This is a genomic window from Streptomyces sp. NPDC058678 (assembly GCF_042714835.1).
GTDB lineage: Bacteria > Actinomycetota > Actinomycetes > Streptomycetales > Streptomycetaceae > Streptomyces.
The window spans coordinates 96,907-119,724 of sequence record NZ_JBHXSG010000026.1; the positions used below are offsets into that span (position 1 = coordinate 96,907).

Annotated in this window: 23 protein-coding genes and 1 pseudogene; 14 read left to right on the forward strand and 10 right to left on the reverse strand. The window is 70.5% G+C overall.

The window, feature by feature from the left end:
- The 7 genes and pseudogenes from ACFWWR_RS23650 to ACFWWR_RS23680 form a co-directional block, all read right to left on the reverse strand.
- Positions 1-584: FMN-binding protein (locus ACFWWR_RS23650; RefSeq protein ID WP_384305119.1), on the reverse strand; the 584-nt coding region annotated here is incomplete at its 3' end.
- A 28-nt stretch (positions 585-612) separates the two neighbouring features.
- A complete protein-coding gene (locus ACFWWR_RS23655) occupies positions 613-1,995 on the reverse strand; it encodes a ferric reductase-like transmembrane domain-containing protein (RefSeq protein WP_383864821.1) in 1,383 nt (460 codons plus the stop codon).
- A 74-nt stretch (positions 1,996-2,069) separates the two neighbouring features.
- Positions 2,070-2,198 (reverse strand): annotated as a pseudogene (locus ACFWWR_RS23660) (FMN-binding protein); the annotation flags it as partial.
- An 88-nt stretch (positions 2,199-2,286) separates the two neighbouring features.
- On the reverse strand, positions 2,287-2,985 hold the full coding sequence (locus tag ACFWWR_RS23665; RefSeq protein ID WP_384305122.1) for a L,D-transpeptidase: 699 nt from the start codon (positions 2,983-2,985) through the stop codon (positions 2,287-2,289).
- Between the two features lie 108 nt (positions 2,986-3,093).
- Positions 3,094-4,776: a heme peroxidase family protein gene (locus tag ACFWWR_RS23670; protein WP_384305124.1), complete on the reverse strand. Its 1,683-nt coding sequence runs from the start codon at positions 4,774-4,776 to the stop codon at positions 3,094-3,096.
- 110 nt (positions 4,777-4,886) lie between these two features.
- The gene (locus ACFWWR_RS23675; RefSeq protein WP_383864812.1) at positions 4,887-5,468 is read right to left on the reverse strand and encodes a pyridoxamine 5'-phosphate oxidase family protein; all 582 of its coding nucleotides are present in this window, start codon (positions 5,466-5,468) and stop codon (positions 4,887-4,889) included.
- Positions 5,469-5,605: 137 nt separating this feature from the next.
- Complete coding sequence (locus ACFWWR_RS23680) at positions 5,606-6,055, reverse strand: hypothetical protein (RefSeq protein ID WP_383864809.1); 450 nt, start codon at positions 6,053-6,055, stop codon at positions 5,606-5,608.
- Between the two features lie 191 nt (positions 6,056-6,246).
- Between ACFWWR_RS23680 and ACFWWR_RS23685 the strand changes: the two genes are divergently transcribed.
- The 5 genes from ACFWWR_RS23685 (at position 6,247) to ACFWWR_RS23705 (ending at position 12,241) form a co-directional block, all read left to right on the forward strand.
- Positions 6,247-7,440, forward strand: a complete 1,194-nt coding sequence (locus ACFWWR_RS23685; protein WP_383864806.1) for an argininosuccinate synthase — start codon at positions 6,247-6,249, stop codon at positions 7,438-7,440.
- Positions 7,441-7,527: 87 nt separating this feature from the next.
- Positions 7,528-8,961: an argininosuccinate lyase gene (gene argH, locus ACFWWR_RS23690; RefSeq protein ID WP_383864803.1), complete on the forward strand. Its 1,434-nt coding sequence runs from the start codon at positions 7,528-7,530 to the stop codon at positions 8,959-8,961.
- A gap of 154 nt (positions 8,962-9,115) precedes the next feature.
- Positions 9,116-10,087 carry an aldo/keto reductase gene (locus ACFWWR_RS23695; protein WP_383864800.1) on the forward strand — a complete coding sequence of 324 codons (972 nt, stop codon included), beginning with the start codon at positions 9,116-9,118 and terminating at the stop codon, positions 10,085-10,087.
- An 82-nt stretch (positions 10,088-10,169) separates the two neighbouring features.
- The gene (locus ACFWWR_RS23700; RefSeq protein ID WP_383864797.1) at positions 10,170-10,721 is read left to right on the forward strand and encodes a TetR/AcrR family transcriptional regulator; all 552 of its coding nucleotides are present in this window, start codon (positions 10,170-10,172) and stop codon (positions 10,719-10,721) included.
- Positions 10,718-12,241 carry an MFS transporter gene (locus ACFWWR_RS23705; protein ID WP_383864794.1) on the forward strand — a complete coding sequence of 508 codons (1,524 nt, stop codon included), beginning with the start codon at positions 10,718-10,720 and terminating at the stop codon, positions 12,239-12,241. Before ACFWWR_RS23700 ends, ACFWWR_RS23705 begins: the two co-directional genes overlap by 4 nt.
- A 234-nt stretch (positions 12,242-12,475) precedes the next feature.
- On the opposite strand, the gene ACFWWR_RS23710 is transcribed toward ACFWWR_RS23705, so the two are convergent.
- On the reverse strand, positions 12,476-13,210 hold the full coding sequence (locus ACFWWR_RS23710) for a lysophospholipid acyltransferase family protein (RefSeq protein ID WP_383864792.1): 735 nt from the start codon (positions 13,208-13,210) through the stop codon (positions 12,476-12,478).
- Positions 13,211-13,517: 307 nt separating this feature from the next.
- Here ACFWWR_RS23710 and ACFWWR_RS23715 point away from each other — a divergent pair, with 307 nt between their 5' ends.
- The 3 genes from ACFWWR_RS23715 (at position 13,518) to ACFWWR_RS23725 (ending at position 15,828) form a co-directional block, all read left to right on the forward strand.
- Positions 13,518-14,705, forward strand: coding sequence for a glycerophosphodiester phosphodiesterase (locus ACFWWR_RS23715; protein WP_383864789.1), 1,188 nt, complete (start codon positions 13,518-13,520; stop codon positions 14,703-14,705).
- 73 nt (positions 14,706-14,778) lie between these two features.
- Positions 14,779-15,285, forward strand: coding sequence for an RNA polymerase sigma factor (locus tag ACFWWR_RS23720; RefSeq protein WP_383864787.1), 507 nt, complete (start codon positions 14,779-14,781; stop codon positions 15,283-15,285).
- A gap of 45 nt (positions 15,286-15,330) precedes the next feature.
- Positions 15,331-15,828, forward strand: a complete 498-nt coding sequence (locus ACFWWR_RS23725) for a GNAT family N-acetyltransferase (RefSeq protein ID WP_384305127.1) — start codon at positions 15,331-15,333, stop codon at positions 15,826-15,828.
- Between the two features lie 97 nt (positions 15,829-15,925).
- On the opposite strand, the gene ACFWWR_RS23730 is transcribed toward ACFWWR_RS23725, so the two are convergent.
- Complete coding sequence (locus ACFWWR_RS23730) at positions 15,926-16,375, reverse strand: hypothetical protein (RefSeq protein WP_383864781.1); 450 nt, start codon at positions 16,373-16,375, stop codon at positions 15,926-15,928.
- Positions 16,356-16,715 (reverse strand): hypothetical protein, encoded by a 360-nt coding sequence (locus ACFWWR_RS23735; RefSeq protein WP_383864778.1) that lies wholly within the window; start codon positions 16,713-16,715, stop codon positions 16,356-16,358. Before ACFWWR_RS23735 ends, ACFWWR_RS23730 begins: the two co-directional genes overlap by 20 nt.
- Before the next feature lie 69 nt (positions 16,716-16,784).
- Between ACFWWR_RS23735 and ACFWWR_RS23740 the strand changes: the two genes are divergently transcribed.
- The 6 genes from ACFWWR_RS23740 to cbiE all read left to right on the forward strand — a co-directional run bounded on the left by ACFWWR_RS23740 (position 16,785) and on the right by cbiE (position 22,677).
- Positions 16,785-17,435 carry an HAD family hydrolase gene (locus ACFWWR_RS23740; protein ID WP_384305130.1) on the forward strand — a complete coding sequence of 217 codons (651 nt, stop codon included), beginning with the start codon at positions 16,785-16,787 and terminating at the stop codon, positions 17,433-17,435.
- Positions 17,436-17,837: 402 nt separating this feature from the next.
- The gene (locus ACFWWR_RS23745) at positions 17,838-18,881 is read left to right on the forward strand and encodes a methionine ABC transporter ATP-binding protein (protein ID WP_383864772.1); all 1,044 of its coding nucleotides are present in this window, start codon (positions 17,838-17,840) and stop codon (positions 18,879-18,881) included.
- A gap of 20 nt (positions 18,882-18,901) precedes the next feature.
- Complete coding sequence (locus ACFWWR_RS23750; protein ID WP_383865061.1) at positions 18,902-19,624, forward strand: methionine ABC transporter permease; 723 nt, start codon at positions 18,902-18,904, stop codon at positions 19,622-19,624.
- A gap of 66 nt (positions 19,625-19,690) precedes the next feature.
- On the forward strand, positions 19,691-20,518 hold the full coding sequence (locus tag ACFWWR_RS23755) for a MetQ/NlpA family ABC transporter substrate-binding protein (protein WP_383864769.1): 828 nt from the start codon (positions 19,691-19,693) through the stop codon (positions 20,516-20,518).
- Between the two features lie 198 nt (positions 20,519-20,716).
- Positions 20,717-21,355: a GNAT family N-acetyltransferase gene (locus tag ACFWWR_RS23760; protein WP_383864766.1), complete on the forward strand. Its 639-nt coding sequence runs from the start codon at positions 20,717-20,719 to the stop codon at positions 21,353-21,355.
- Positions 21,356-21,456: 101 nt separating this feature from the next.
- A complete protein-coding gene (gene cbiE / locus ACFWWR_RS23765) occupies positions 21,457-22,677 on the forward strand; it encodes a precorrin-6y C5,15-methyltransferase (decarboxylating) subunit CbiE (protein ID WP_383864763.1) in 1,221 nt (406 codons plus the stop codon).
- Positions 22,678-22,818 lie beyond the last annotated feature (141 nt).

The window sequence follows — 22,818 nt, forward strand, 5'->3', positions numbered from 1 at the left end:
GTCTCGGCCTTGGTGATCTTGCCGCCGCTGACGGTGATGCGGACCTGCACGGCGCCGTACTGGGTCTGGGCGGCGTCCCCGGTGACGGTCTTGGCGGCCTGGGCGTTGCCCGAGCCCTCGGCAGCCCCCGAACCCGCCCCCGCCGAGGCGTTCGCCTTGTCGATGGCCGACTGCAGGGACTGCTTGTAGCCGGTGCTGGTGTAGGTCGCTCCGGACACCGCGTCGATCTCCGCGCTCTGCGCGGCCACCGTCGCCTGGTTGAGCTTGGGTACGGCGTTGGCGGTGATCTGGTCGCTCTGGCCGCCCTTCGGTGACTGGACCGTCTCGGCCTTGGTGATCTTGCCGCCCGCGACGGTCAGCCGGACCTGGACCGCGCCGTACTGGGTCTTCACCGCGTCCCCGGTGACCATGCCGGTCCCGGCGGCCTGGGCGCCGCCCTGCGCCGACGCGGCCGGGGGCGCGGCCCCGCCCGCCGCCGCGGAGGACGGGTCGGAGGACGGTTTCAGCGACAGCAACAGCACGACACCGGACACGGTGGCGGCGGTCGCGAGCACGACCCGTCGGAGGGGATGACTCTTCCTCATCGCTTCTAAGCTCCTGAAGTCCCGTCGCTCACATCTCGAACGACTCGTGATGGATGCGGCGGGCGGGCACACCCGCACCGCGCAGTGCTTCGTACACGGACTGCGCGAACCCGGGCGGGCCGCACATGAAGACGTCGTGGTTGTCGAGGTCCGGCAGCTTCTGCCGCAGCCGCTCCGCCGAGATGTCGGGGCGTTCCCCGTCCGGGCTGTTGACCGCGTACATCAGCCGGGCCCCGCGCTCGTCGGCGATGGCCGCCAGCTCGTCCCACAGGGCCAGGTCGTGCGTGCTGTTGGCCCGGTAGAGCAGGGTGATGTCGCCGGCCCCGCCGGGCAGCGTCTCGAACAGCGCCCGCATCGGGGTGATCCCGACGCCGCCCGCGACCAGCAGCACCTTGCCGCGGCTTCGGCGGGACGCGGTCAGCGCGCCGTACGGGCCCTCGGCCCACACCTTGGTGCCGGGCGTCAGCTCGCGCAGCCGTTCGCTGTGGTCGCCGATCGCCTTCACCGTGATCCGCAGCATGTCGGGGCGGGGCGCCGCCGACAGCGAGTAGGGGTGCGAGCTGAACCGCATGCCCGGCGCAAGGAACCGCCAGCGGAAGAACTGCCCCGCCTCCGCGCCCATCCGGTGCAGCTTCCGCCCGCCGATCAGCACCGACACGATGCCGGGTGTCTCCTCGATGACCGCCGCCACGTACATCCGGTGGCGCAGGTTCAGCCGGATCGGGGTGAGGATCCGGTACCAGATCACCAGCGCGGTCACCGAGCCGTACAGCCCGTACCAGACGGTCTTCGCGGCCGGTTCGACGGCGAACTCGTTGCCGGTGGTGAGCTGGTGCCAGAACGTCAGGAACACCGCCGCGTAGGTCAGCAGGTGCACGTGGTACCAGGTGTCGTACGGAATGCGGCGGCGGACCGGGCCGATCGAGAGCAGCCCGATGAGGAACAGCAGACCGGTGCCGATGGCGGCCTTGCCCATGTCCGGCAACTGGTTGATGGAGTCCATCGTCTGCTGGACGATGTCGCCGAGACCCTTGCCGGCCTGGAGGGCGTAGCCCCACATGATCAGGAAGACGTGGGCGATCGTCAGACAGAGCGTGTACCGGCCGCTCATCGCGTGCCAGCGCGCCACCCGGTCGGAGCCCACCCGGCGTTCCAGCGCGGGTACCCGGGCCATCTGGAGCACCACGAGTGCCATCAGGTATCCGGCGAGCAGGCCGGTGATCCGGCCCGCGTTGAGGATCTTGCCGTTGTTGTCGCTGATGGACGGGGTGTTGGCCCACCACAGCCACAGCACACCCGCCGCCCCGGCCCATACGGCGAGCAGCAGCAGGGTCGCCGGGGAGCGGCGCGGGCGGATGCGGCGCATCGTCTGGCGGCGGGCGGCGCGGCCGCCTGCGAGCGTGGTGGTCACGGTTCCTCCGGGGCGGGGCAAGGGGGGTGGCGTGGTCCCTTGGCCCACAGATACGTGCCGTGACGCCCGTGTGTTCAGCCGCCTGCCGAGTCCGGTGCGGACTGGAGTGACTGGCGGTAACCGTCACTCGTGTACGTCGCTCCCGAGACCGTGCCGATGTCGCCGCTCTACGCGGTCGGGGCCTCGCTCCGCCGCCGGGGGAGCCGCCGTCGTGGCGGCGGTGGTGGAGGCGCAGGGTGGGAGCGTGGGGGCTGGACGGCCGCCCGGCACCGACGACGTTCGCCGTGCGGCTCAGTACCGGGTGACCGCCGTACGGCCGCTCACCGTGCCGATCGCGAGGTGCGGCCTCTTGCCGGGCTCCGCCCACGCAAGGATCCGCCGCATGGCGTCCGCCGGCACCGACACACAACCAGCCGTCGCGCCACGCCCGTTGACGTGCAGAAAGATACCGGCGCCCCGCCCCCGCACCGGCTTGGCGTAGTTGAACCCGACGACGAGCGCGTACGCGTACTGCGTCCTGTAGGAGATCAGCCGCTCCGCCTCGGCCGCCCGGCAGTGCGCGGGGCGCGGCTCGACCCACCGGTTGTAGGACCGCGAGTCGTTGTCCTGGCACCACCAGGAGTCCTGCCGCACCGCCCGGTACCTGTACGTCGTCCCGCCCGGCGCCGCCTTGATCCCGAACGCGTACGGCAGGTCGTACAGCCCCGTCGGTGTGGTGTTCGTCCCCTGTCTGCGCGAGGAGCCCTCCACCAGGCCGTTCGCCCCGAAGCGGGCCTTGGCGGAACCGGCCTTCGCCCACTGCCCGCCCCGCAGCTCCCACCACGTCACCGTGCCGGACGTCGAGCCGGTCTTCGCGGCCACCGCGGTGATCAGCTGGCTGCCGCCTCCGGTGTCGGCCATGCGTGCGGGCAGCGGCGGCCCGCCGCCGGGCGCGGCACCGAGGACGAGGAGGGAGGCGGAGGCCAGGGTGGCGACGGCAGCGGAGCGCATGGCACGACCGTACGATCGCGCGGCGGCGACGGCAGCGGGCATGGGCCGTTCGGGACCGTCCCCGTATGCCGTCGCCGCCGATGTCACCGCTTCCGGCGACCTCCGGGCTCAGGGGCCCAGCGGATTGAGCAGGTCCGCCCTCTCCTTGAAGGCGTACAGCAGCAGGTCGGTCATCCCGAAGGTGTCCTTGGCCTTCCGGTCCGCGACCGGGCTGAGGAACGGCTGCCAGAACGGGTCGCGGACGATGGAGTACCGGCTGCCCTCCATGGCACGGTGGAAGACCTCGGCGACGATGCGCCCGCCGACGCCCGTCAGCCGGCCGCTGCCGTTCACCTCGGCCTCACGCAGGATGTAGAACCACAGCGGGCAGTTCTCGGCGAGTTTCCCGCGCAGCCCTTCGCTGAGCCGGACTCCGCCGACGCTGTCGAAGTCGGACGGCCCGAGCGGCTTCACGCCGAGGTACTCGGCCATCTGCTGACCCGTCGCCAGGCTCATCATGTTCGCCCGGGTGAGGTTGCGGAAGGCCAGGTTCAGCTCGATCGGGTCGGGAGCCGGCGCTCCCCGGCCGCCGAAGGAGCCGAGCGGAAGGTCGGCCAGCGGGTTGACCAGCTGGGTGTCGATCCGCTTGGCGAGGTTGAACTGCTCGGCCGGCACGGCCAGGTCGTCCCGGCCCGCCTCACGGAAGTCGAACAGGCGTCGGAAGTCGGCGATCCAGTTGGTGGGAAGCCGCTCGAAGGAGCCCGCCTCGGGGTCGGCGGCGTCGGCGGGCGGCGGAGAGAGGATGCCGCTGGTGCCGGTGAACCGGAAGAGCAGCCGGAGCGTGCCCGCGCCGTTGTCGAAGATCCGGTTCCAGTTGTACGCCCCGCGCACCATGCTGTGGCCCAGCCGGTAGGCGGCCACGGAGAACTCGATCGGCATGGTCGGGCGGTCCTTCTGGCCCGGGTACGGCTCGAAGAACTTCCGGCCCCGGGTGAACACCTCGTCGACGACGCCGGGGTCGACGATCCGGGGCAGGAAGTCGTGGCGCAGCATCCACTGGTAGTGCTTGACCACGGTCTCGCGTGCCGTCTCGAACAGGACCGCGCTCGACACACCCTTGTCGACCAGGTCGGCCACGACCCGGTTGTGGAAGCGGATGAAGGCGCAGTGGACCTGGGCGACGACGAGGTTCTCGTCGTTGCGCGCGTCCGGGATCAGCGGCCGGCGCCGCTCCGAGATCAGCGAGCCGGCGCCCACCCGCGGCAGGTCGAAGCCGCCGAGGGGCAGGCCGACGATGTGGTCGCCGTCGGGGGCGGGCAGCCCCTGGGTGGTGCCGGTGCGCAGCCGCAGGCCGTCGTCCTCGTAGAAACGGCGGTCGAAGCGGTGGTCGGGGCCGAGGCCGTAGAGGCTGTCGAGGTCCAGGGCGGGCGAGCGGCCCTGCAGGAGCTGGCCGAGCGTGACGTCGTCCTCCAGCTGCGCGGCCGTGGCGTCCAGGGTCAGGTCGTGGTCCACGAACTGGCCCAGATACGTGAAGCCCGCCGGGACCGCGGGGTTGCCGGAGTCGGGCTGCGGCCCCGCCTTGGTCATCGCCTCGGCGAGTTCCTTGCGGGCGGCCCGGTCGAGGAGCCGGTCCGGCCCGGCCTGCGGGCCCAGCCGGGAGAACTGGAACTTGCGCAGGGCCGCGACGGTCGACGCCGTCCGCGGCTGGGCCGGGCCGTCGTCCGCGGAGCCGGAGAGGATGCCCTCGCCGACGACGAAGTACGCGTCACGGACATGGCGTTTGCTCTGAGGCTCGCGTGTAGGTCGGAACATGATTCCCCCATCTGTTCGTGCGCCCAGGCTAGGTGGGGGAGCACGGCGGACGGGAGAATTCCGTCAATATGCACAAGAGGCCTGTGTATGTATAGATCAAATAAAAACGGCTAAATCGGACTCATCGGCAACGGCAGTCCAGGGAGCCCGTCCAGGCTCGTGGTGACGTGTTCCTTCTTCGCGAAGTACTCGCTCAGCGACTCGTCGTCCTCGCGCGCGAAGCGCTTGCCGTGCAGGTCGCGGTCCTCGTCGTACGACATGAAGGGCACCGCGTAGCCGCAGGTGTCCCGGACGAGTTCGGCCCGTACGACGATGATCGCGCGCAGGCCGTGCGGGGTGGGATCGATGTCCGGGAAGCGGGCGAGCAGTTCCCGGAAGCGCGGATCGTCGCGGAAGACCGGCTCGCCCCGGCCGTGCACGCGCACGATGTTCGGCGGACCCTGGAAGGCGCACCACATGAGGGTGATCCGGCCGTTCTCCCTCAGGTGCGCGACGGTCTCCGCGTTGGACCCGGCGAAGTCGAGGTAGGCCACGGTCAGTTCGTCCAGGACCGCGAACGAGCCCTTGAGGCCCTTGGGGGAGAGGTTGACCGTGCCGTCGCCGGACAGCGGGGCGGTCGCGGTGAAGAAGAGAGGCTGCGCCTCGATGAACGTGCGCAGCCTGCCGTCGATGCGCTCATAAGTCTTTCCCATGTCTAAAGATTATGGGCGCAAGTCCTTTGTCTGTCTAAGGAATTCCGATATCCGCTTCCTTCGGCGCACGTCTCCTCCGAGACGTCCGTGGCCGCCCCGGCCGGCGTTCACACGGGGCGGCCACAGCGCCTGTCACGTCACTCGGTGACCGTGCAGGCGGCCAGGGATTCCAGGCCCTGCGGCTTCTCGGCGGTGCGGCCGATGGAGATGGCGATGCGGTCGATGGTCGACGCGCGCTTGCCCTCCAGAGGGCCGACGATCGCGTTCTGCACGAAGTTGGGTCCGCCCTGGCCGACGGTCTCGACGAGCCGCTTGTTGGCCTCGTCGATCTGGGTCTGGAGCAGGGTCAGGTTGCGGTCCACCTCGGCCTGCGCGGAGGCCGGGATCGCGGGCAGCTGGCTGGCGACGTCGGGGCAGCTGATGGTGCCGGGGCCGGCCAGCGTCCGGGCGTTCGTGGTGCCGCTCTTCGACTCCGACTCCCCGGCGAGGGCGGAACCGGCGATGACGGCGCCGGTCATGACCACCGCGGCGGCGCCGCCGATCAACGCGACGCGACGCTTGTTGTACTTCGGAAGAGCCCTGGACATGCGGATGCCTCACTCGGGTCGGGGGGTCTCAGCGTTGACAAACGCGGCGCCTGCGTTCGGCGAGAGGTACGGGAAAGCGGTTTCGGACGTTCAAAGGCTCTTCAAATTCCTCGTCATCCGGCCGAGATTGACGAATCATGCGGACTACTGCATACTCATGCATGTCAGCGAATGCACATGAGGAGAGAACCGTGACCGAGCGCGTCGTACTCGCCTACTCAGGCGGTCTGGACACCTCCGTCGCCATCGGCTGGATCGCCGAGGAGACGGGCGCCGAGGTCATCGCCGTTGCGGTCGACGTCGGCCAGGGCGGCGAGGACCTGGATGTGATCCGCAAGCGCGCCCTCGCGTGCGGCGCGGTCGAGGCCGAGGTCGCGGACGCCAAGGACGAGTTCGCCGAGGAGTACTGCCTCCCGGCGATCAAGGCCAACGCCCTCTACATGGACCGCTACCCGCTGGTCTCCGCGCTCTCCCGGCCGACGATCGTCAAGCACCTCGTCGCCGCCGCCAAGAAGCACGGCGCGACCACTGTCGCCCACGGCTGCACCGGCAAGGGCAACGACCAGGTCCGCTTCGAGGCCGGCATCGTCGCCCTCGCCCCCGACCTGCGGTGCATCGCCCCGGTCCGGGACTACGCGATGACCCGCGACAAGGCCATCGCGTTCTGCGAGGACAAGAACCTCCCGATCGCGACCACCAAGAAGTCCCCGTACTCCATCGACCAGAACGTCTTCGGGCGTGCCGTCGAGACGGGCTTCCTGGAGGACATCTGGAACGGTCCGATCGAGGACATCTACGAGTACACGTCGAACCCGGCCACCCCGCGCGAGGCCGACGAGGTGATCATCACCTTCAAGGAGGGTGTCCCGGTCGCCATCGACGGCAAGCCCGTCTCCGTCCTGCAGGCCATCCAGCAGCTCAACGAGCGTGCCGGCGCCCAGGGCGTCGGCCGGATCGACATGGTCGAGGACCGCCTGGTCGGCATCAAGTCCCGCGAGGTGTACGAGGCTCCGGGCGCGATCGCCCTGATCACCGCCCACCAGGAGCTGGAGAACGTCACCGTCGAGCGCGAACTCGCCCGCTACAAGCGGCAGGTCGAGCAGCGCTGGGGCGAACTGGTCTACGACGGCCAGTGGTTCTCCCCGCTCAAGCGCGCCCTGGACGGCTTCGTCAACGAGGCCAACCAGCATGTCTCCGGCGACATCCGGATGACCCTGCACGGCGGCCGCGCGGTCGTCACCGGCCGGCGCTCCGAGTCGGCGCTGTACGACTTCAACCTGGCGACGTACGACACGGGCGACACCTTCGACCAGGCCGCGGCCAAGGGCTTCATCGACATCTACAGCCTGTCGTCGAAGATCGCCGCGAAGCGGGACCTGGCGTAAGCGATAGCGTGAATACCGCCTCCCTGACCGCCGGTCGGCAGGGAGGCGGTGGCACATCCGCGACCATGCATCCGAGGAGCAACGCAAGTGAGCAGCAACAGCGGTGACGTACGGCTCTGGGGCGGCCGTTTCGCCGACGGTCCAGCCGAGGCCTTGGCGAAGTTGTCCGCGTCCGTCCACTTCGACTGGCGGCTCGCGCCCTACGACATCGCCGGTTCGCGTGCCCACGCGCGCGTGCTCCACAAGGCGGGTCTGCTCACGGCGGACGAGCTGACCCGGATGCTCGCGGGTCTCGACCAGCTCGAGACGGACGTGGCCTCCGGAGTCCTCGTCGGCACCATCGCCGACGAGGACATCCACACCGCGCTGGAGCGCGGTCTCCTGGAGCGCGTCGGCCCCGACCTCGGCGGCAAACTCCGCGCCGGCCGCTCCCGCAACGACCAGGTCGCGACCCTCTTCCGCATGTACCTGCGCGACCACGCCCGGATCATCGGCGGTCTGATCGCCGACCTCCAGGACGCGCTGATCGGCTTGGCCCAGGCGCACCCGGACGTGGCGATGCCCGGCCGCACCCACCTCCAGCACGCCCAGCCGGTGCTCTTCGCCCACCACGTCCTCGCGCACGTCCAGCCCCTGTCCCGGGACGCCGAACGCCTGCGCCAGTGGGACGAGCGGACGGCCGTGTCGCCGTACGGCTCCGGCGCCCTCGCGGGCTCCTCCCTGGGCCTCGACCCGGAGGCGGTCGCCAAGGACCTCGGCTTCGAGCACGGCAGCGTCGGCAACTCCATCGACGGCACCGCCTCCCGTGACTTCGCGGCGGAGTTCGCCTTCATCACGGCGATGATCGGGGTGAACCTCTCCCGTATCTCGGAGGAGATCATCCTGTGGAACACGAAGGAGTTCTCCTTCGTGACCCTGCACGACGCGTTCTCCACCGGCTCGTCGATCATGCCGCAGAAGAAGAACCCGGACATCGCGGAGCTGGCGCGCGGCAAGTCGGGCCGCATGATCGGCAACCTCACCGGCCTCATGGCGACCCTCAAGGCCCTCCCGCTCGCGTACAACCGCGACCTCCAGGAGGACAAGGAGCCCGTCTTCGACTCCTGCGAGCAGCTGGAGGTCCTGCTCCCCGCCTTCACCGGCATGATCGCCACCCTCACCGTCCACCGCGAGCGCATGGAGGAGCTGGCCCCGGCCGGCTTCTCGCTCGCCACCGACGTCGCCGAGTGGCTGGTCAAGCAGGGCGTGCCGTTCCGCGTCGCGCACGAGGTCGCGGGCGAGTGCGTGAAGGTCGCCGAGGCGGAGGGCAAGGAGCTCGACGGCCTCACCGACGAGCAGTTCGCGAAGATCTCCGCCCACCTCACCCCCGAGGTCCGGTCCGTCCTCAACGTGGCCGGTGCCCTCGCCTCCCGCGACGGCCGCGGCGGTACGGCGCCCAGCGCGGTCGCCGTCCAGCTCGCGGAGGTCAAGGCGGACGTGGCGGCGCAGCACGCGTGGGCGGACGCAAAGAAGAAGGCGTGAGGACAGCGCCCCGTAAGGGGCGCGGGGAACTGCGCGAGTAACCACGACGCGCCCGCACTCGCCGAAACACCGCACGAGCCGAGCTCTGGGGCGAAGGTCATCGCGGGTTACGTTGGTCGGAAGCCGTACCGGAGCCGACCGAACGGAGCCCGCGATGCCCTTCGCACGTCTCGCGACCGCCACGACGCCCACCTGCCACATCGGCCTGGGGCTCGCAGCCGTCGGCCGTCCCGGCTACATCAACCTCGGCCGAGACCACGACCTCGGAGAGAACCGCAGCGTCGAGACGCTGCGCGCCCGCACCCACGAACTCCTCGACGCCGCCTACGCCCAGGGCGTCCGCTACTTCGACGCGGCCCGTTCCTACGGCCGGTCCGAGGAGTTCCTCGCCGACTGGCTGAACGCCCGCCCCGACATCGACGACATCGTCGTCGGCAGCAAGTGGGGCTACACCTACACCGCGGCCTGGAGCACCGACGCGACCGAGCACGAGGTCAAGGACCACACGCTCGCCACGTACGAGCGCCAGCGCGCCGAGAGCGACCAACTGCTCGGCGACCGGCTCGACCTCTACCAGATCCACTCGGTGACCCCGGACAGCCCGGCCCTCACCGACAAGGAACTCCACGCGAAGCTGGCGGAAGCCGCCGCGCGGGGCCTCACCGTCGGCTTCTCCACCAGCGGCCCCGCCCAGGCCGACACGATCCGGGCGGCGCTCGCCGTGACGGTCGACGGCGAGCCGCTCTTCCGTACCGTCCAGTCGACGTACAACGCCCTGGAGGCCTCGGCGGCCCCCGCGCTCGCCGAGGCGCACGACGCCGGACTCACGGTGATCGTCAAGGAGGGCATGGCCAACGGCCGCCTTGCGGACCCGCACGCACCGGCGGCCCTGAAGGCCGTGGCCGAGGAAACTTCCCTCGGCTGCGATGCCGTGGCCCTCGCACTCGTCCTCCGTCAGCCGTGGGCCGGCGTCGTCCTCTCCGGTGCCGCCACCGTCAACCAGCTCGCCTCCAACCTGCACGCGGCGGTCGTCGACCTGGACGAGGACCAGCTGGCCCGGCTGGCCGGACTGGCCGAGGAGCCGCGGGTGTACTGGGAGAAGCGCGCCGGGCTGCCCTGGCACTGATCGAACGCCTAGGGGCCGGCTCCGATGAGTCACGCATGCCCGCGATGAGACAAAGATGTCTCATGTGGGCTAGAGTTGTCTCATGGCTGTCGATCGTGACCACGTGCTGCGCGCCGCCGCGGCCCTGCTGACCCGCAAATCCACCGCGACCATGGACGAGGTCGCGAAGGCGGCCGGGATCAGCCGGGCCACCCTGCACCGCCAGTTCGCCGGGCGCGACGCGCTGGTCCGGGCGCTGGAGGCGCTCGGCATCGCGGAGTGCGAGGCGGCGGCGGCCGGCGCGCGACTCGACGACGGCCCGGCCCAGGAGGCGCTGCGCAGGTTCGTGAAGGAACTCGAACCCGCTGCCGGACTCCTCGCCTTCCTCTACAGCGAGAACCAGCTGTTCGAGGGCGAGGAGCGGAACGAGGGCTGGGCCCGTCTGGACGCCCGGATCGCCGCACTGTTCCGCCGCGGCCAGGCGTCCGGCGAGTTCCGCATCGACCTGACCCCCGCCTGGCTCACCGAGGCGCTCTACGGCCTGATGGCCTCCGGCGCCTGGGCGGTGTCGGAGGGCAGGGTCGCCTCCAAGGACTTCACCCACATGATCACCGAGCTGCTGCTCGGCGGCGCACTACGGAGAGAGGAATCATGACCAGCACCCTGCAGCCGGCGAACCCGACCGAGGCGGTGAAGCGCCCCGGCCGTTGGCTCGCGCTGTCCGTCCTCGTGCTCGCCGTGCTGCTGGTGGCCGTGGACGCGACCGTCCTCGGCCTCGCGACCCCCTACATCAGCGAGGACCTGAACCCCACCGGCACCCAGCTCCTGTGGATCGGTGACGTCTACTCGTTCGTCATCGCCGGTCTGCTCGTCTCCATGGGCAGCCTCGGCGACCGCATCGGACGCAAGCGGATCCTGCTCGTCGGCGCCACCGCGTTCGGCGCGGTCTCCGTCCTGAACGCCTACGCCACGACACCCGAGATGATGATCGTCGCCCGGGCGCTGCTCGGCGTCGCCGGCGCGACCCTGATGCCGGCCACGCTCGCCCTGATCCGCAACCTCTTCCACGACGCGCGCGAACGCAGTCTCGCCGTCGGCATCTGGGGCGCCACCGCCTCCGCGGGCACCGCGATCGGACCGATCGTCGGCGGCTTCCTGCTCGAACACTTCTGGTGGGGTTCGGTCTTCCTGATCAACCTGCCGGTGATGGCGGTCCTGGTCGTCGTCGGCGTCAAGTTGCTGCCCGAGTCGCGGAACCCGCGTCCCGGCCCGTGGGACATGAGCAGCGTCGTCCTGTCACTGGTCGGCATGATCGGTCTCGTGTACGCCGTCAAGGAGGCGGCCACCCACGGCCTCACGTGGGAGACGCTCGCCGCGGCCCTGCTGGGCGCGGGCGCGCTGTACGGCTTCGTACGCCGCCAGTTCACGCTGCCGACCCCGTTGCTCGACATGCGGCTGTTCCGCGACCGTGGCTTCAGCGGCGCGGTCCTGGCCGACCTGCTGACCATCCTCGGCCTGTCCGGCCTCGTCTTCTTCCTCTCCCAGTACCTCCAACTCGTCCAGGGCAGGGCACCGTTGGAAGCGGGCCTGGCCGAACTGCCGGCAGCCGTCGGCGCGGTGGCGGCCGGTCTGATCGCCGGCGCGGTGGCCCGGCGCTTCTCGGTCCGGTCCGTCGTCTCCGGCGGCCTCGCGGCCGTCGGCCTCGCCCTGGCCTCCCTCACCGTGATCGACCAGTCCACCGGCTACCCGCTCCTCGGCACCGCCCTGCTCTTCGTCGGCATCGGCGCAGGCTTCTCGTTCACCGTCACCGCGGACGTGATCCTCGGTTCCGTACCCAAGGAACAGGCGGGCTCCGCCTCCGCGGTCTCCGAAACGGCGTACGAACTCGGCGCCGCCCTGGGCATCGCCGTCCTCGGCTCGATCGTGACGGGCGTCTACCGCGACTTCACCGGCCCGGCGGGCACACCGGCGGAGGCACACGAGTCGCTGGGCGGGGCGGTGGAGGCGTCGGCCGGCTTGCCGGCCCACACGTCCGAGGCGCTGCTCGACGCGGCCCGGGGTTCGTTCGTGGACGGACTGGCGCTGGCGGCGGGCGTGGGGGCGGCGGTGCTCCTCACCGCGGCGGTGGCGGCATGGTTCCTTCTCCGCGGCCAACGGCTGGACAGCGCCCAGTAGGGGCGCGGGGAACTGCGCGACCGGCCACGGCCGGCCGGCAGTCGGCACACAGCTGTCGGCCGCGGCTCCGGGCTCGCTCGGCTGAGCGCTACGCGGCCTTCGCCTTGTTGGCGTACATGTCCACCCAGACGGCCGACGGCTGGACAGCGCCCAGTAGGGGCGCGGGGAACTGCGCGACCGGTCACGGCCGGCCCGCAGCCGTCGGCCGCGGCTCCGGGCTCGCTCGGCGGAGCGCTACGCGGCCTTCGCCTTGGTGGCGTACATGTCCACGTACTCCTGCCCGGACAGCCGCATGACCTCGGTCATCACGGAGTCGGTCACCGCCCGCAGGACGTAGCGGTCGCGGTCCATGCCCTCGTAGCGGGAGAACTCCATCGCCTCACCGAAGCGGACCGTGACCCGGCCGGGACGCGGGATGCCGGCGCCGCCGGGCTGGATCTTGTCCGTGCCGATGATGGCGAACGGGACCACGGGGGCGCCGGTCATCATGGCCAGCCGGGCGATCCCCGTACGGCCCCGGTAGAGCCGGCCGTCGGGGGAGCGCGTGCCCTCCGGGTAGATGCTGAAGACCTTGCCCTCCTCCAGCACCCGACGGCCGGTCATCAGCGCCGCGACACCGCCGCGGCCACCGTCCCGGTCGACCGGGATCATGCCGCAGCCCGTGAAGAACCAGGCCATCAGCCGGCCCTTGAGGCCCTTGCCGGTGACGTACTCGTCCTTGCCGATGAAGAAGACCTGCCGGTCGCAGAAGAGCGGCATGATCATCGAGTCGATGAACGTCAGGTGGTTCCCGGCCAGGATCACCGGACCGTCGCCCGGGATGTGCTCCGCGCCCTCCACCTGTGGGCGGAACATCAGGCGCATGATCGGTCCGAGCACTGCCTTGATGAGCGCGAAGCGGGACAACGGGCCCTCCGGGGTCAAGAGAACGGCGAGGCAATCTGTATGAGTCTGTGCAGGTGAGGACATTACTCGCGGCCTGGGGGGTCGCGCACATCGGGAACGCCGTATTCACCGAGGCCTTACGCACTGTTGACACCCGTTCACCTGCGGTGGCACGGCGTTTTCCGGTGGTAACCCGAACGGAACGATGTGACGGAGGTCGCGTACCGACCGCGTACCCCGGGGCACCGCCATGAAGCCGACAGAGCATCAGACATCTGTTCCCGTACGACATCCCGTGTCACCCGGGTGTTTCGCCGCAGGTCTCCCGCCCGCCACGGACACCCACCTACGATCGGCGCGCATGGTCGGGGCCGATGACAGGAGGGCGTTCATGGGAACGCAGGAGTCGCAGCACGAGCAGGAGTCGACCGGGCGGACGGGCGGCACCGGACGCCGGGCGCTCCTCGGGGCCGCGGTGCTCGGCGCGGGCGGAGCGGTCCTCGGGCTGTCCGGCACGGCGAGAGCGGCGGACGAGGGATACGGCGGGGGCGGCGGCGTGAAGAGCCTGCCCGTGCCGACGGTCATCGGCCACCGAGGCGCCAGTGGCTACCGGCCGGAGCACACCCTCGGTTCCTACCAGCTCGCCCTCGACCTGGGCGCCGACATCGTCGAGGCGGGCGACCTGGTGCCCACCAGGGACGGCCACCTCGTCTGCCGCCACGAGCCGGAGATCGGCGGCACCACCGACGTCGCGAGCCACCCCGAGTTCGCCGGTCGCAGAACCACCAAGCTCCTCGACGGCGTCTCCACCACCGGCTGGTTCACCGAGGACTTCACGCTCGCCGAACTCAAGACGCTCCGCGCGATCGAGCGCATCCCGGCCAACCGCCCGCACAACACCCTCTACGACGGCCGCTGGGCGATCCCCACCTTCGAAGAGGTCCTGAAGTGGCAGGACGAGCAGACCCGCAAGCGCGGCAAGCAGGTGTGGATCTACCCCGAGGCCAAGCACCCCACCTACTTCCGCAAACTGGGCCTCGGCCTGGAGGAGCGCATCGCCGGACTGCTGCGCAAGCACGGCAAGGACCGCAGGAACTCGCCGGTCATCGTCCAGTCCTTCGAGCCGACCAGCATCCGGCGCCTGAACAAGCTCGTCGACAACCCGCTGGTGGTGCTCCTGTCCAGCGCCGGCAGCCGCCCCTGGGACTTCGTGGAGACCGGCGACCCGCGCACGGTCGCCGACCTCGTCACCCCCAAGGGCCTCAAGGAGATCGCCTCCTACGCCCAGGGCATCGGCCCCACCCTCGACCTGGTCATCCCGCGTGACTCCGCCGGGAACCTCACCACGCCGACCACCCTGGTCAAGGACGCCCACGCGGCCGGTCTGATCCTGCACCCGTACACCATGCGCAACGAGAACCCCTTCCTGCCCGCGAACTTCCGCAAGGGCACCGACCCCGACGCCTACGGCGACGTCTTCGGCGCCTACCGGACGTATTTCGCGACGGGCATCGACGGCGTCTTCACCGACAACCCCGACACCGGCGTGCTGGCCCGCCAGGACTTCGTCAACCGCTGAGCCACCTGCCCCGGTTGGGGTGACAGTCGGCCGCCCGGGCAACCCGGGGCCGGGCGGCCGCGTCGCCCCGAATATGACGCACGACCTCGTCACCACCCTGCGCCCACTGCTCACCGCCGAGGCCCTGGCCGAGGCACATGCCACCGGAACGGAACCGGGCGACCTGGAACAGGCGGTCTGGCTCCGTCTCCTGGAGCACCTGGACACCCAGGGCCCTCCCCTCGACCCGTCCGGCTGGCTCCGCCGTGCCGTCCGCTCCGAGTCCCGCCGCACCCGCCGTACGACCCGACTCGAACGTCCGTACGCGGTCGAGCCGGTCGACGACGGCGACCGCACCCCCGAACAGCTCGCCCTCGCCTCGGCCCGCCGCCGCGCCCTGCACGACGCCGTGGGCCGGCTGCCCGGCCGCTGCCCCCGGCTGATGGCGGCCCTCCTCTCGCCGAGGGACCTCACCTACCGCGAAATCGCGGGGGAGTTGGGTATCTCACAGGGCAGTCTCGGTCCGGAACGTTCCAGATGCCTGGGATGTCTGCGCCGATTGCTCACACCGGAGGTTGCGGCCCACGGAGGGCGGGGATAGGAGTGAGGGACGACAGGCGATCAGGTGAGCGGGAGGCGTGCGCACATGGGCATGAGCGTGACCATCTCGGCGGCGACCGAGCACGACGCGGAGCAGATCTTCAGGCTGCAGTACCTGTGCTTCCAGAGCGAGGCCGCTCTGTACGGCAACTACCGCATCGACCCGCTGGTCCAGAGCCTGGACTCCGTCCGCGAGGAGGTCGCCGGGGACTGCGTCTTCGTGGCGAGGCTGGGCGAGGAGGTCGTCGGCTCGGTACGTGGCTCGGTGACCGAGGACGGCGCCGCCGCCATCGGCAAGCTCTGCGTGCACCCCCGCCTCCAGGGCCACGGAATCGGCGCGAGGCTGTTGCGCGCGGCCGAGTCGGCGCTGGCCGAGGAACGCGGCGCCAAGAAGTTCCGCCTCCACACGGGCCACCGCAGCGAGGGCAACCTGCGCCTGTACCGCCGGGTGGGATACGAGACGGTGGGTACGGCGAGGGGCGCGGACGGCTTGGAGATGATCGTCCTGGAAAAGCCGGCGGGGGCTTACGCGGCCACGGCGTGAGGTGAGGCGCCTCGCCAGGGGCGCGAGGCCGGGTCGGCATGCGGCTCCGCCGCGTGGGCGCGACCGGCCACCACGGACGCGCGGCCGCCTGAGAACCTCAGGCGGCATCCCCTTGGCGCGCGGCCTTGCGCAGCCAGTACATCGCGGACAACGGCAACAGCACCGGAATGAAGAGGTACCCCATCCCGAAGTCCGACCACACCGTCGCCTCGGGAAACGCGGACGGCTCGACCAGGGTCCACGTGCCGACCGCCAGCACGCCCGCCAACTCGGCGCCACAGCAGACCAGCGCCGCCTTGCGGGCCGTCTCCCCGCCCCGCACCAGCGAGTACGTGATGAACCCGTAGACGAGACCCGCCGCCGCGGACAGCGAATACGCGAGCGGGGCCCGGTCGAAGTCCGTGGAGATCTGCACCGCCGAGCGGGACACCGCCCCGACGACCATCACGCCGTACAGCCAGACCAGCAGCATGCCCGGCCCGCTGATCAGGCGCTGACGTGTCGGCTTCTCGTCCGTCACGGCCACCTCAGCCTCCCCAGATGTCATAGAGACGCACCTCGAGGACCGCCAGCACCACACCGCCGGCCGCGACCGTCACCGAACCCCACCGCGTCCGCTCCGCCAGCGACATGAACCCCGCCACCGGGACGCACACGAACGCGCCCAGCAGATACGACACGAAGATCGTCGTGCCCTGCTCCGGCTTCTCGCCCCGCGCCAACTGCACGATCCCGACGACCAGCTGCCCCAGGGCCAGCACGGAGACCACGGCCATCCCGATGAAGTGCCAGTCCTTGGTCGGCTGATCACGGTACGCGGCCCAGCCGCACCACGCGGCGAGCAGAAGTGCGGCGACGCCGGTCACGAGCGTCAGGGCATCAAGCATGCCGCGACCCTATTACGGGCCAAAAGGCCCGATGCGGCCGACCCCGGCGTGCACCGTAGGGTCGAGGGCATGAAGATCCACGCACAAGCCCTCCTGTTCGACAACGACGGAACCCTCGTCTCCTCCCTCGCGTCCGTGAACCACTGCTGGACCCAGTGGGCCGTGGAGTACGGGATCACCGCCGACGAGTTCGCCCGCGTCGAACTGCACGGCCGGCCGGCCGCCGACATAGCCGCCGACCTGCTGCCCGCGGACGTCGTACCGCAGGCCGTCGCGCGGATCGAACTGCTGGAGGTCGAGGACGTACCGAACGGAGGCGTGCACCTGCTGCCCGGCACCAGGTCCTTCCTCGACGGGCTCCCCGCCGAGCGCTGGGCCGTCGTCACCTCCGCCACCCGGCGCCTCGCCGAGGCCCGGCTCGACGCCGTCGGCATCCTGCCCAAGACGTTGATCGCCGCCGACCACATCACGCGCGGCAAGCCCGACCCCGAGCCCTACCTGCTCGCCGCCCGCCGACTGGGCGTCGACCCGGCCCACTGCGTCGTCTTCGAGGACGCCCCGGCCGGTCTCCAGGCGGGCCGCGCCGCCGGAATGACCACCGTGGCGTTGACCACAACCCACGAGGCCCACGAGCTCACCGCCGACGTCGTGGTCAAGAACCTGTCGGCCCTGTCCGCCCTGGTCACCGACGGGGGAATCGAGATCTCGGTCACCGGCTGACGGGTGTCCGCCGCTGTCCAGCATCCGGACAGCGGCACTTTGCCAGGACCGTAGGTCTGCTTTACTGATCACATGACCACGACGAGCAGCCGCACCCCTGCGACCGAGGCGACCATGACGCCCGGTGCTCGTTGTACGTGTCGAATGTGCGCCTTCTAGAGGGCCCCTGCACCAGCCTGAGTCTCGCGCCCCGAAGCGAGCCGCCTTGGCATGTCCGTACGCCGTAGCGCGTATGTGACCAAGCCTCCCCCACAGCCTGAACGGCGCGGGGGGACCCCCATCGCGCACATGTTCTCAACGGTTCGCCATGCCACCGCACGAGAACCGTGCCGCGTTCCCCACCGAATGCACCCCACGCCAGGGCACACCCACGCCCTGCGCACGACAGTGACGGAAACCCACGTGATCACCACATCGGGCCTCACCAAGGTCTACCGCTCACGCGGCCGCGAGGTCACCGCCCTGGACGGCGTCGATCTCCACGTCCGCGAAGGCGAGGTGTACGGCGTCATCGGCCAGTCCGGCGCCGGCAAGTCCTCGCTCATCCGCTGCGTCAACCTGCTGGAGCGACCCACCGCCGGGACGGTGACCGTCGCCGGGCAGGACCTCACCGCCCTCGCCGGGCGCGGACCCCGGGCCGGCCGCGAGCTGCGCCGGGCGCGCAGCCGTATCGGCATGGTCTTCCAGCACTTCAACCTGCTGTCGACGCGGACCGTGCAGGACAACGTCGAGCTGCCGCTCGAAATCCTCGGGAAGTCGGGCCAGGAGCGCTCCCGCAAGGCCCTGGAGCTGCTCGACCTCGTCGGCCTCGCCGACAAGGCGAGGGCCTACCCGGCCCAGCTCTCCGGCGGCCAGAAGCAGCGCGTCGGCATCGCCCGCGCCCTGGCCGGCGACCCCAAGGTCCTGCTGTCCGACGAGGCGACCAGCGCCCTCGACCCGGAGACCACCCGCTCCATCCTCCAACTGCTGCGCGACCTGAACCGGCAGCTGGGACTGACGGTCCTGCTCATCACCCACGAAATGGACGTCGTGAAGTCGATCTGCGACTCGGCCGCCCTCATGGACAAGGGCCGCGTCGTCGAGTCCGGCACGGTCAGCGAGCTGCTCGCGACCCCCGGTTCCGAGCTGGCCGCCGCGCTGTTCCCGGTGGACGGCGAGGCCTCCGGCGCCGACCGCACCGTCGTCGACGTCACCTTCCAGGGCGAGGCGGCGACCCAGCCGGTCATCTCCCAGCTCTCCCGCACCTACAACATCGACATATCGATCCTCGGTGCCGCCATCGACACCGTCGGCGGACTCCAGGTCGGCCGGATGCGCATCGAACTGCCCGGCCACTACGAGGACAACGTCGTGCCGATCGGCTTCCTGCGCGAACAGGGTCTGCAGATCGACGTGGTCGGCGAAGCGGGCGAGGAGCCCCTGCTGGTGAAGGAAGGTGCCAAGTGACCTGGACTGATTGGTCTGCGATGCAGCCCCTGCTGGAGCAGGCGTGTTGGGACACCCTCTACATGGTCGGCTGGTCCACGCTGATCGCCGTCATCGGCGGCCTCCCGCTCGGCGTCCTCCTCGTCCTCACCGACCGGGGCGGACTGCTCCAGAACGTCGTCGCGAACAAGGTCATCGGGCAGGTCGTGAACATCGCCCGCTCGATGCCGTTCATCATCCTGATGGTCGCGCTGATGAACTTCACGCGCTCGATCACCGGGACGACCATCGGCCGCGAGGCCGCGATCGTGCCGCTCGCCATCGGCGCGATCCCCTTCTTCGCGCGCCTGGTCGAGACGGCCGTCCGGGAGGTGGACGGCGGGCTCGTCGAGGCCGTGCAGGCGATGGGCGGCAACACCTGGACGGTCGTACGGAAGGTCCTCGTCCCCGAGTCCCTGCCGTCGCTGATCTCCAGCACCACGACCACGATCGTCGCCCTCATCGGGTACTCCGCGATGGCCGGCACGGTCGGCGCCGGCGGCCTCGGCGACATCGCCATCCGGTACGGCTACCAGCGCTTCGAGACCGAGCTGATGTGGATCACCGTGGCGATCCTCGCCGTGGTCATCTCGGTCATCCAGTTCGCCGGCGACTACGCGGCCCGCTCCCTGCACCGGCGGGGCGGCAAGGCCGGTCCCGCGCCCAGGCTGCGCCTGCTGAAGGCGAAGGACCCGGCGGCGGCCGACGTCGGCAAGGTCGCCTGAACTCTCTCCCGGACTCCCCGCACACCCATCGCGGGGTCGCACCACCCATAAGGAAAGGCACTTTTCGTGCGTAACACCGCCAAGATCAGCACCGCCGTCCTCGCCGCCGGAGCCCTCACCCTCGGGCTCACCGCATGCGGCTCGGACCAGGACTCAGCCTCCGACACCAGCGGACCGCTGGTCGTCGCCGCGAGCCCGACCCCGCACGCCGGGATCCTGAACTACGTCAAGGACAACCTGGCGAAGAAGGCGGGACTCGACCTGGAGGTCAAGGAGTTCACCGACTACACGACGCAGAACCCGGCGACCGAAGACGGATCGGTGGACGCCAACTACTTCCAGAACAAGCCGTACCTCGACGACTTCAACAAGAAGAACGGCACCGACATCGTTCCCGTCGTCACGGTCCACCTGGAGCCGCTCGGCCTCTACTCCCACAAGGTCAAGAGCGTCGGCGCCCTGAAGAGCGGTGCCACCGTCGCCGTCCCGAACGACACGGTCAACGAGGCCCGGGCACTCAAGCTGCTCGACGCCCACGGCATCATCACGCTCAAGGACGGTGTGGGCAACGAGGCGACCCCCTCCGACATCAGCGAGAACCCCAAGAACCTCGAGTTCAAGGAGCTGGAGGCGGCGCAGACCCCGCGCTCCCTGGACGACGTGGACGCGGCCGTCATCAACGGCAACTACGCCATCGAGGCCGACCTCAAGCCCGCCGAGAACGCCCTCGTCCTGGAGTCCGCGAAGAACAACCCGTACGGCAACTTCCTCGCCGTCAAGAAGGGCAACGAGGACGACCCGCGCGTCAAGAAGCTCGTGGGGCTCCTCACCTCCGCCGAGGTCAAGAAGTTCATCGAGGACGAGTACGCCGGATCCGTGCTCGCGTCCTTCTGAGAATCTGCCGGTCAGCTTCGGCCGATGGGCGTATACGGCCTATCACCACGGACGGGGTCCGCTCCTTCACCGGGTGGGGTCCTCCCCCCACGCCTTTCGGGCAGTGGGGGAGGACCCCGTCGTGCGGTTCGGTGCTTTCATGCTGCATGCTGGGCAGTTCAGCAGGCTGAAGGTTTCCCGACGGTTACGGAGCGGCGCATGACTGGCACCTTCCCCAACATCTCCATCAGCACGGAGCGGTTGGTGCTGCGTCCCCTCGACGAGGACGATGTGCCTGCCCTGGCCGAAATGATGAACGACGAGCAGGTGGCTGCCTGGACCGACGTCCCCCAGCCCTTCAGCGCGGACGCCGCCCGCACCTGGATCACTCAGTACGCTCCCGCCGAACGCGAGGCGGGCCGCGGGCTCGCCCTCGCCGTCACCGAGTTCCTCACCCAGCGCCTGGTCGGCCTCGTCCAGCTCGGCAAGACGAACTGGCACATCAGGTCCACCGAACTGTCGTACGTCATCGCCCCCTGGGCCCGCGGCGAGGGCTACGCCTCGGAGGCCGCCCTCGTCACCGCCCAGTGGCTCCTGCGCGACCAGAAGCTCGAGCGCATCGAGTTGCGCACGGCGGCCGACAACACCGCCTCACAACAGGTCGCCCAGAAGATCGGCTGCATCAGCGAGGGAGTCCTGCGCAACGCCTGCATAGCGCGCGTCCGCGCCGAGGACGGCACCTGGGCCGACGTCCGCACCGACTTCATCGTGTGGAGTCTCCTCCCGGAGGACCTCGACGGCGCGGGCGAACGGCTGTCCGACTCCGACGGTTTCACGTCGTTCTCGGACTGGAACTGACCGAGGGGGCCACCGCCCCGGCCCACTCCCACCAGGTACCCTCAGAACCCGCCGGGCTGCCCCTGACAACCTGCGCAAACCCCCCTGGAGACTGAGAGACGATGGCCGACCGGGTCACGGTGATCGGCTGGGACGGCTCGCCGCTGACCGCCGCGGCACGCTCCGCGCTCAGCGCCGCCACGCTGGTGGCCGGTGCCGCCCATCACCTGGCGCTTCCCGAAGTCCCGCCCGGCGCCGAGCGCATCCGTCTCGGCAGCGTCGCCCTCGCCGCCCGACGTATCGCCGGCCGCCGCGGCACCGCGGTCGTGCTCGCCGACGGCGACCCCGGCTTCTTCGGTGTCGTACGAACCCTGCGCTCGCCCGAGTTCGGCCTGGAGGTGGAGGTCGTCCCCGCGGTCTCCCCCGTCGCCGCCGCCTTCGCCCGTGCCGGCATGCCCTGGGACGACGCACAGGTGGTCGTCGCACACCGCCGCACCCTGCGCCGCGCGGTGAACGTGTGCCGGGCCCACACCAAGGTCGCCGTCCTCACCTCACCGGGCGCCGGCCCCGCCGAACTCGGCCTGCTGCTGGAAGGCGTCCACCGCACCTTCGTGATCTGCGAGGAACTCGGCACCGACCGCGAGCAGGTCACCGTCGTCACCTCCGACAAGGCCGCCGACCACACCTGGCGCGACCCGAACGTGGTCATCGTCATCGGCGGAACCGTCGGACCCGGCGTCGCGAGGGAGGACGGCGGCTGGATCGCCGGCCGCGCCCCCGAGACCGCACCGCGCGGCTGGGCGCTGCCCGCCGAGGCGTACGGCGGTGACCTGGGTGAAGGCGAGGCGGAAGTGCTTCGCGCGGCCCAACTCGCCCGGCTCGGACCACGCGTCGGTGACCTCGTGTGGGACATCGGCTGCGGCAGCGGCGCCTTCGCCACCGAGGCGGCACGCGCCGGGGCGGCCGTCATCGCCGTCGACCGGGACCTGGAGGCGTGCGCCCGCACCGAGGCCGCCGCACGCGGCTTCGGGGTGCAGTTGCAGGTCGTGCGCGGGACCGCCCCGCACGTCCTGGAGGACCTGCCCGAACCGGACGTCGTCCGCGTCGGCGGCGGGGGAGCGGCCGTCGTCTCGGCTGTGGCCGACCGCCGTCCGCAGCGCATCGTGACGCACGCGGCGACCCGTGACGCGGCCGAACTCGTCGGCCGCGACCTGGCCGAGCACGGCTACCGGGTCGAGTGCGCCCTCGTTCAGTCCGTCGAACTCGACACACGTGCCTGGACGGAGACCGAGCGGAGCGTCGCGTTCCTGCTCAGCGGCCTGCTGCCGGACCGTACGGCCTGACCCGTTCCCACCCCGCATCCTGTCCCCGTGATCCTGTTGTCGTACTGCGCGCGGTAGGCTGGCCGATCGTTGTACCGCACTCGGATGCCCGGCGCTTCGTCGGTCAATGTCCGGAAAACACGCCCCTTTTGGAGTGGGTGT

Excerpts from the sequence above, each read along its gene's own strand:
- ACFWWR_RS23665 (WP_384305122.1), bottom strand. The coding sequence starts at position 2,985 with ATGCGCTCCGCTGCCGTCGCCACCCTGGCCTCCGCCTCCCTCCTCGTC.
- ACFWWR_RS23670 (WP_384305124.1), bottom strand. The coding sequence starts at position 4,776 with ATGTTCCGACCTACACGCGAGCCTCAGAGCAAACGCCATGTCCGTGAC.
- ACFWWR_RS23675 (WP_383864812.1), bottom strand. The coding sequence starts at position 5,468 with ATGGGAAAGACTTATGAGCGCATCGACGGCAGGCTGCGCACGTTCATC.
- ACFWWR_RS23680 (WP_383864809.1), bottom strand. The coding sequence starts at position 6,055 with ATGTCCAGGGCTCTTCCGAAGTACAACAAGCGTCGCGTCGCGTTGATC.
- ACFWWR_RS23695 (WP_383864800.1), top strand. The coding sequence starts at position 9,116 with ATGCCCTTCGCACGTCTCGCGACCGCCACGACGCCCACCTGCCACATC.
- ACFWWR_RS23700 (WP_383864797.1), top strand. The coding sequence starts at position 10,170 with ATGGCTGTCGATCGTGACCACGTGCTGCGCGCCGCCGCGGCCCTGCTG.
- ACFWWR_RS23705 (WP_383864794.1), top strand. The coding sequence starts at position 10,718 with ATGACCAGCACCCTGCAGCCGGCGAACCCGACCGAGGCGGTGAAGCGC.
- ACFWWR_RS23710 (WP_383864792.1), bottom strand. The coding sequence starts at position 13,210 with ATGTCCTCACCTGCACAGACTCATACAGATTGCCTCGCCGTTCTCTTG.
- ACFWWR_RS23715 (WP_383864789.1), top strand. The coding sequence starts at position 13,518 with ATGGGAACGCAGGAGTCGCAGCACGAGCAGGAGTCGACCGGGCGGACG.
- ACFWWR_RS23720 (WP_383864787.1), top strand. The coding sequence starts at position 14,779 with ATGACGCACGACCTCGTCACCACCCTGCGCCCACTGCTCACCGCCGAG.
- ACFWWR_RS23725 (WP_384305127.1), top strand. The coding sequence starts at position 15,331 with ATGGGCATGAGCGTGACCATCTCGGCGGCGACCGAGCACGACGCGGAG.
- ACFWWR_RS23730 (WP_383864781.1), bottom strand. The coding sequence starts at position 16,375 with ATGACATCTGGGGAGGCTGAGGTGGCCGTGACGGACGAGAAGCCGACA.
- ACFWWR_RS23735 (WP_383864778.1), bottom strand. The coding sequence starts at position 16,715 with ATGCTTGATGCCCTGACGCTCGTGACCGGCGTCGCCGCACTTCTGCTC.
- ACFWWR_RS23740 (WP_384305130.1), top strand. The coding sequence starts at position 16,785 with ATGAAGATCCACGCACAAGCCCTCCTGTTCGACAACGACGGAACCCTC.
- ACFWWR_RS23750 (WP_383865061.1), top strand. The coding sequence starts at position 18,902 with ATGCAGCCCCTGCTGGAGCAGGCGTGTTGGGACACCCTCTACATGGTC.
- ACFWWR_RS23760 (WP_383864766.1), top strand. The coding sequence starts at position 20,717 with ATGACTGGCACCTTCCCCAACATCTCCATCAGCACGGAGCGGTTGGTG.
- cbiE (WP_383864763.1), top strand. The coding sequence starts at position 21,457 with ATGGCCGACCGGGTCACGGTGATCGGCTGGGACGGCTCGCCGCTGACC.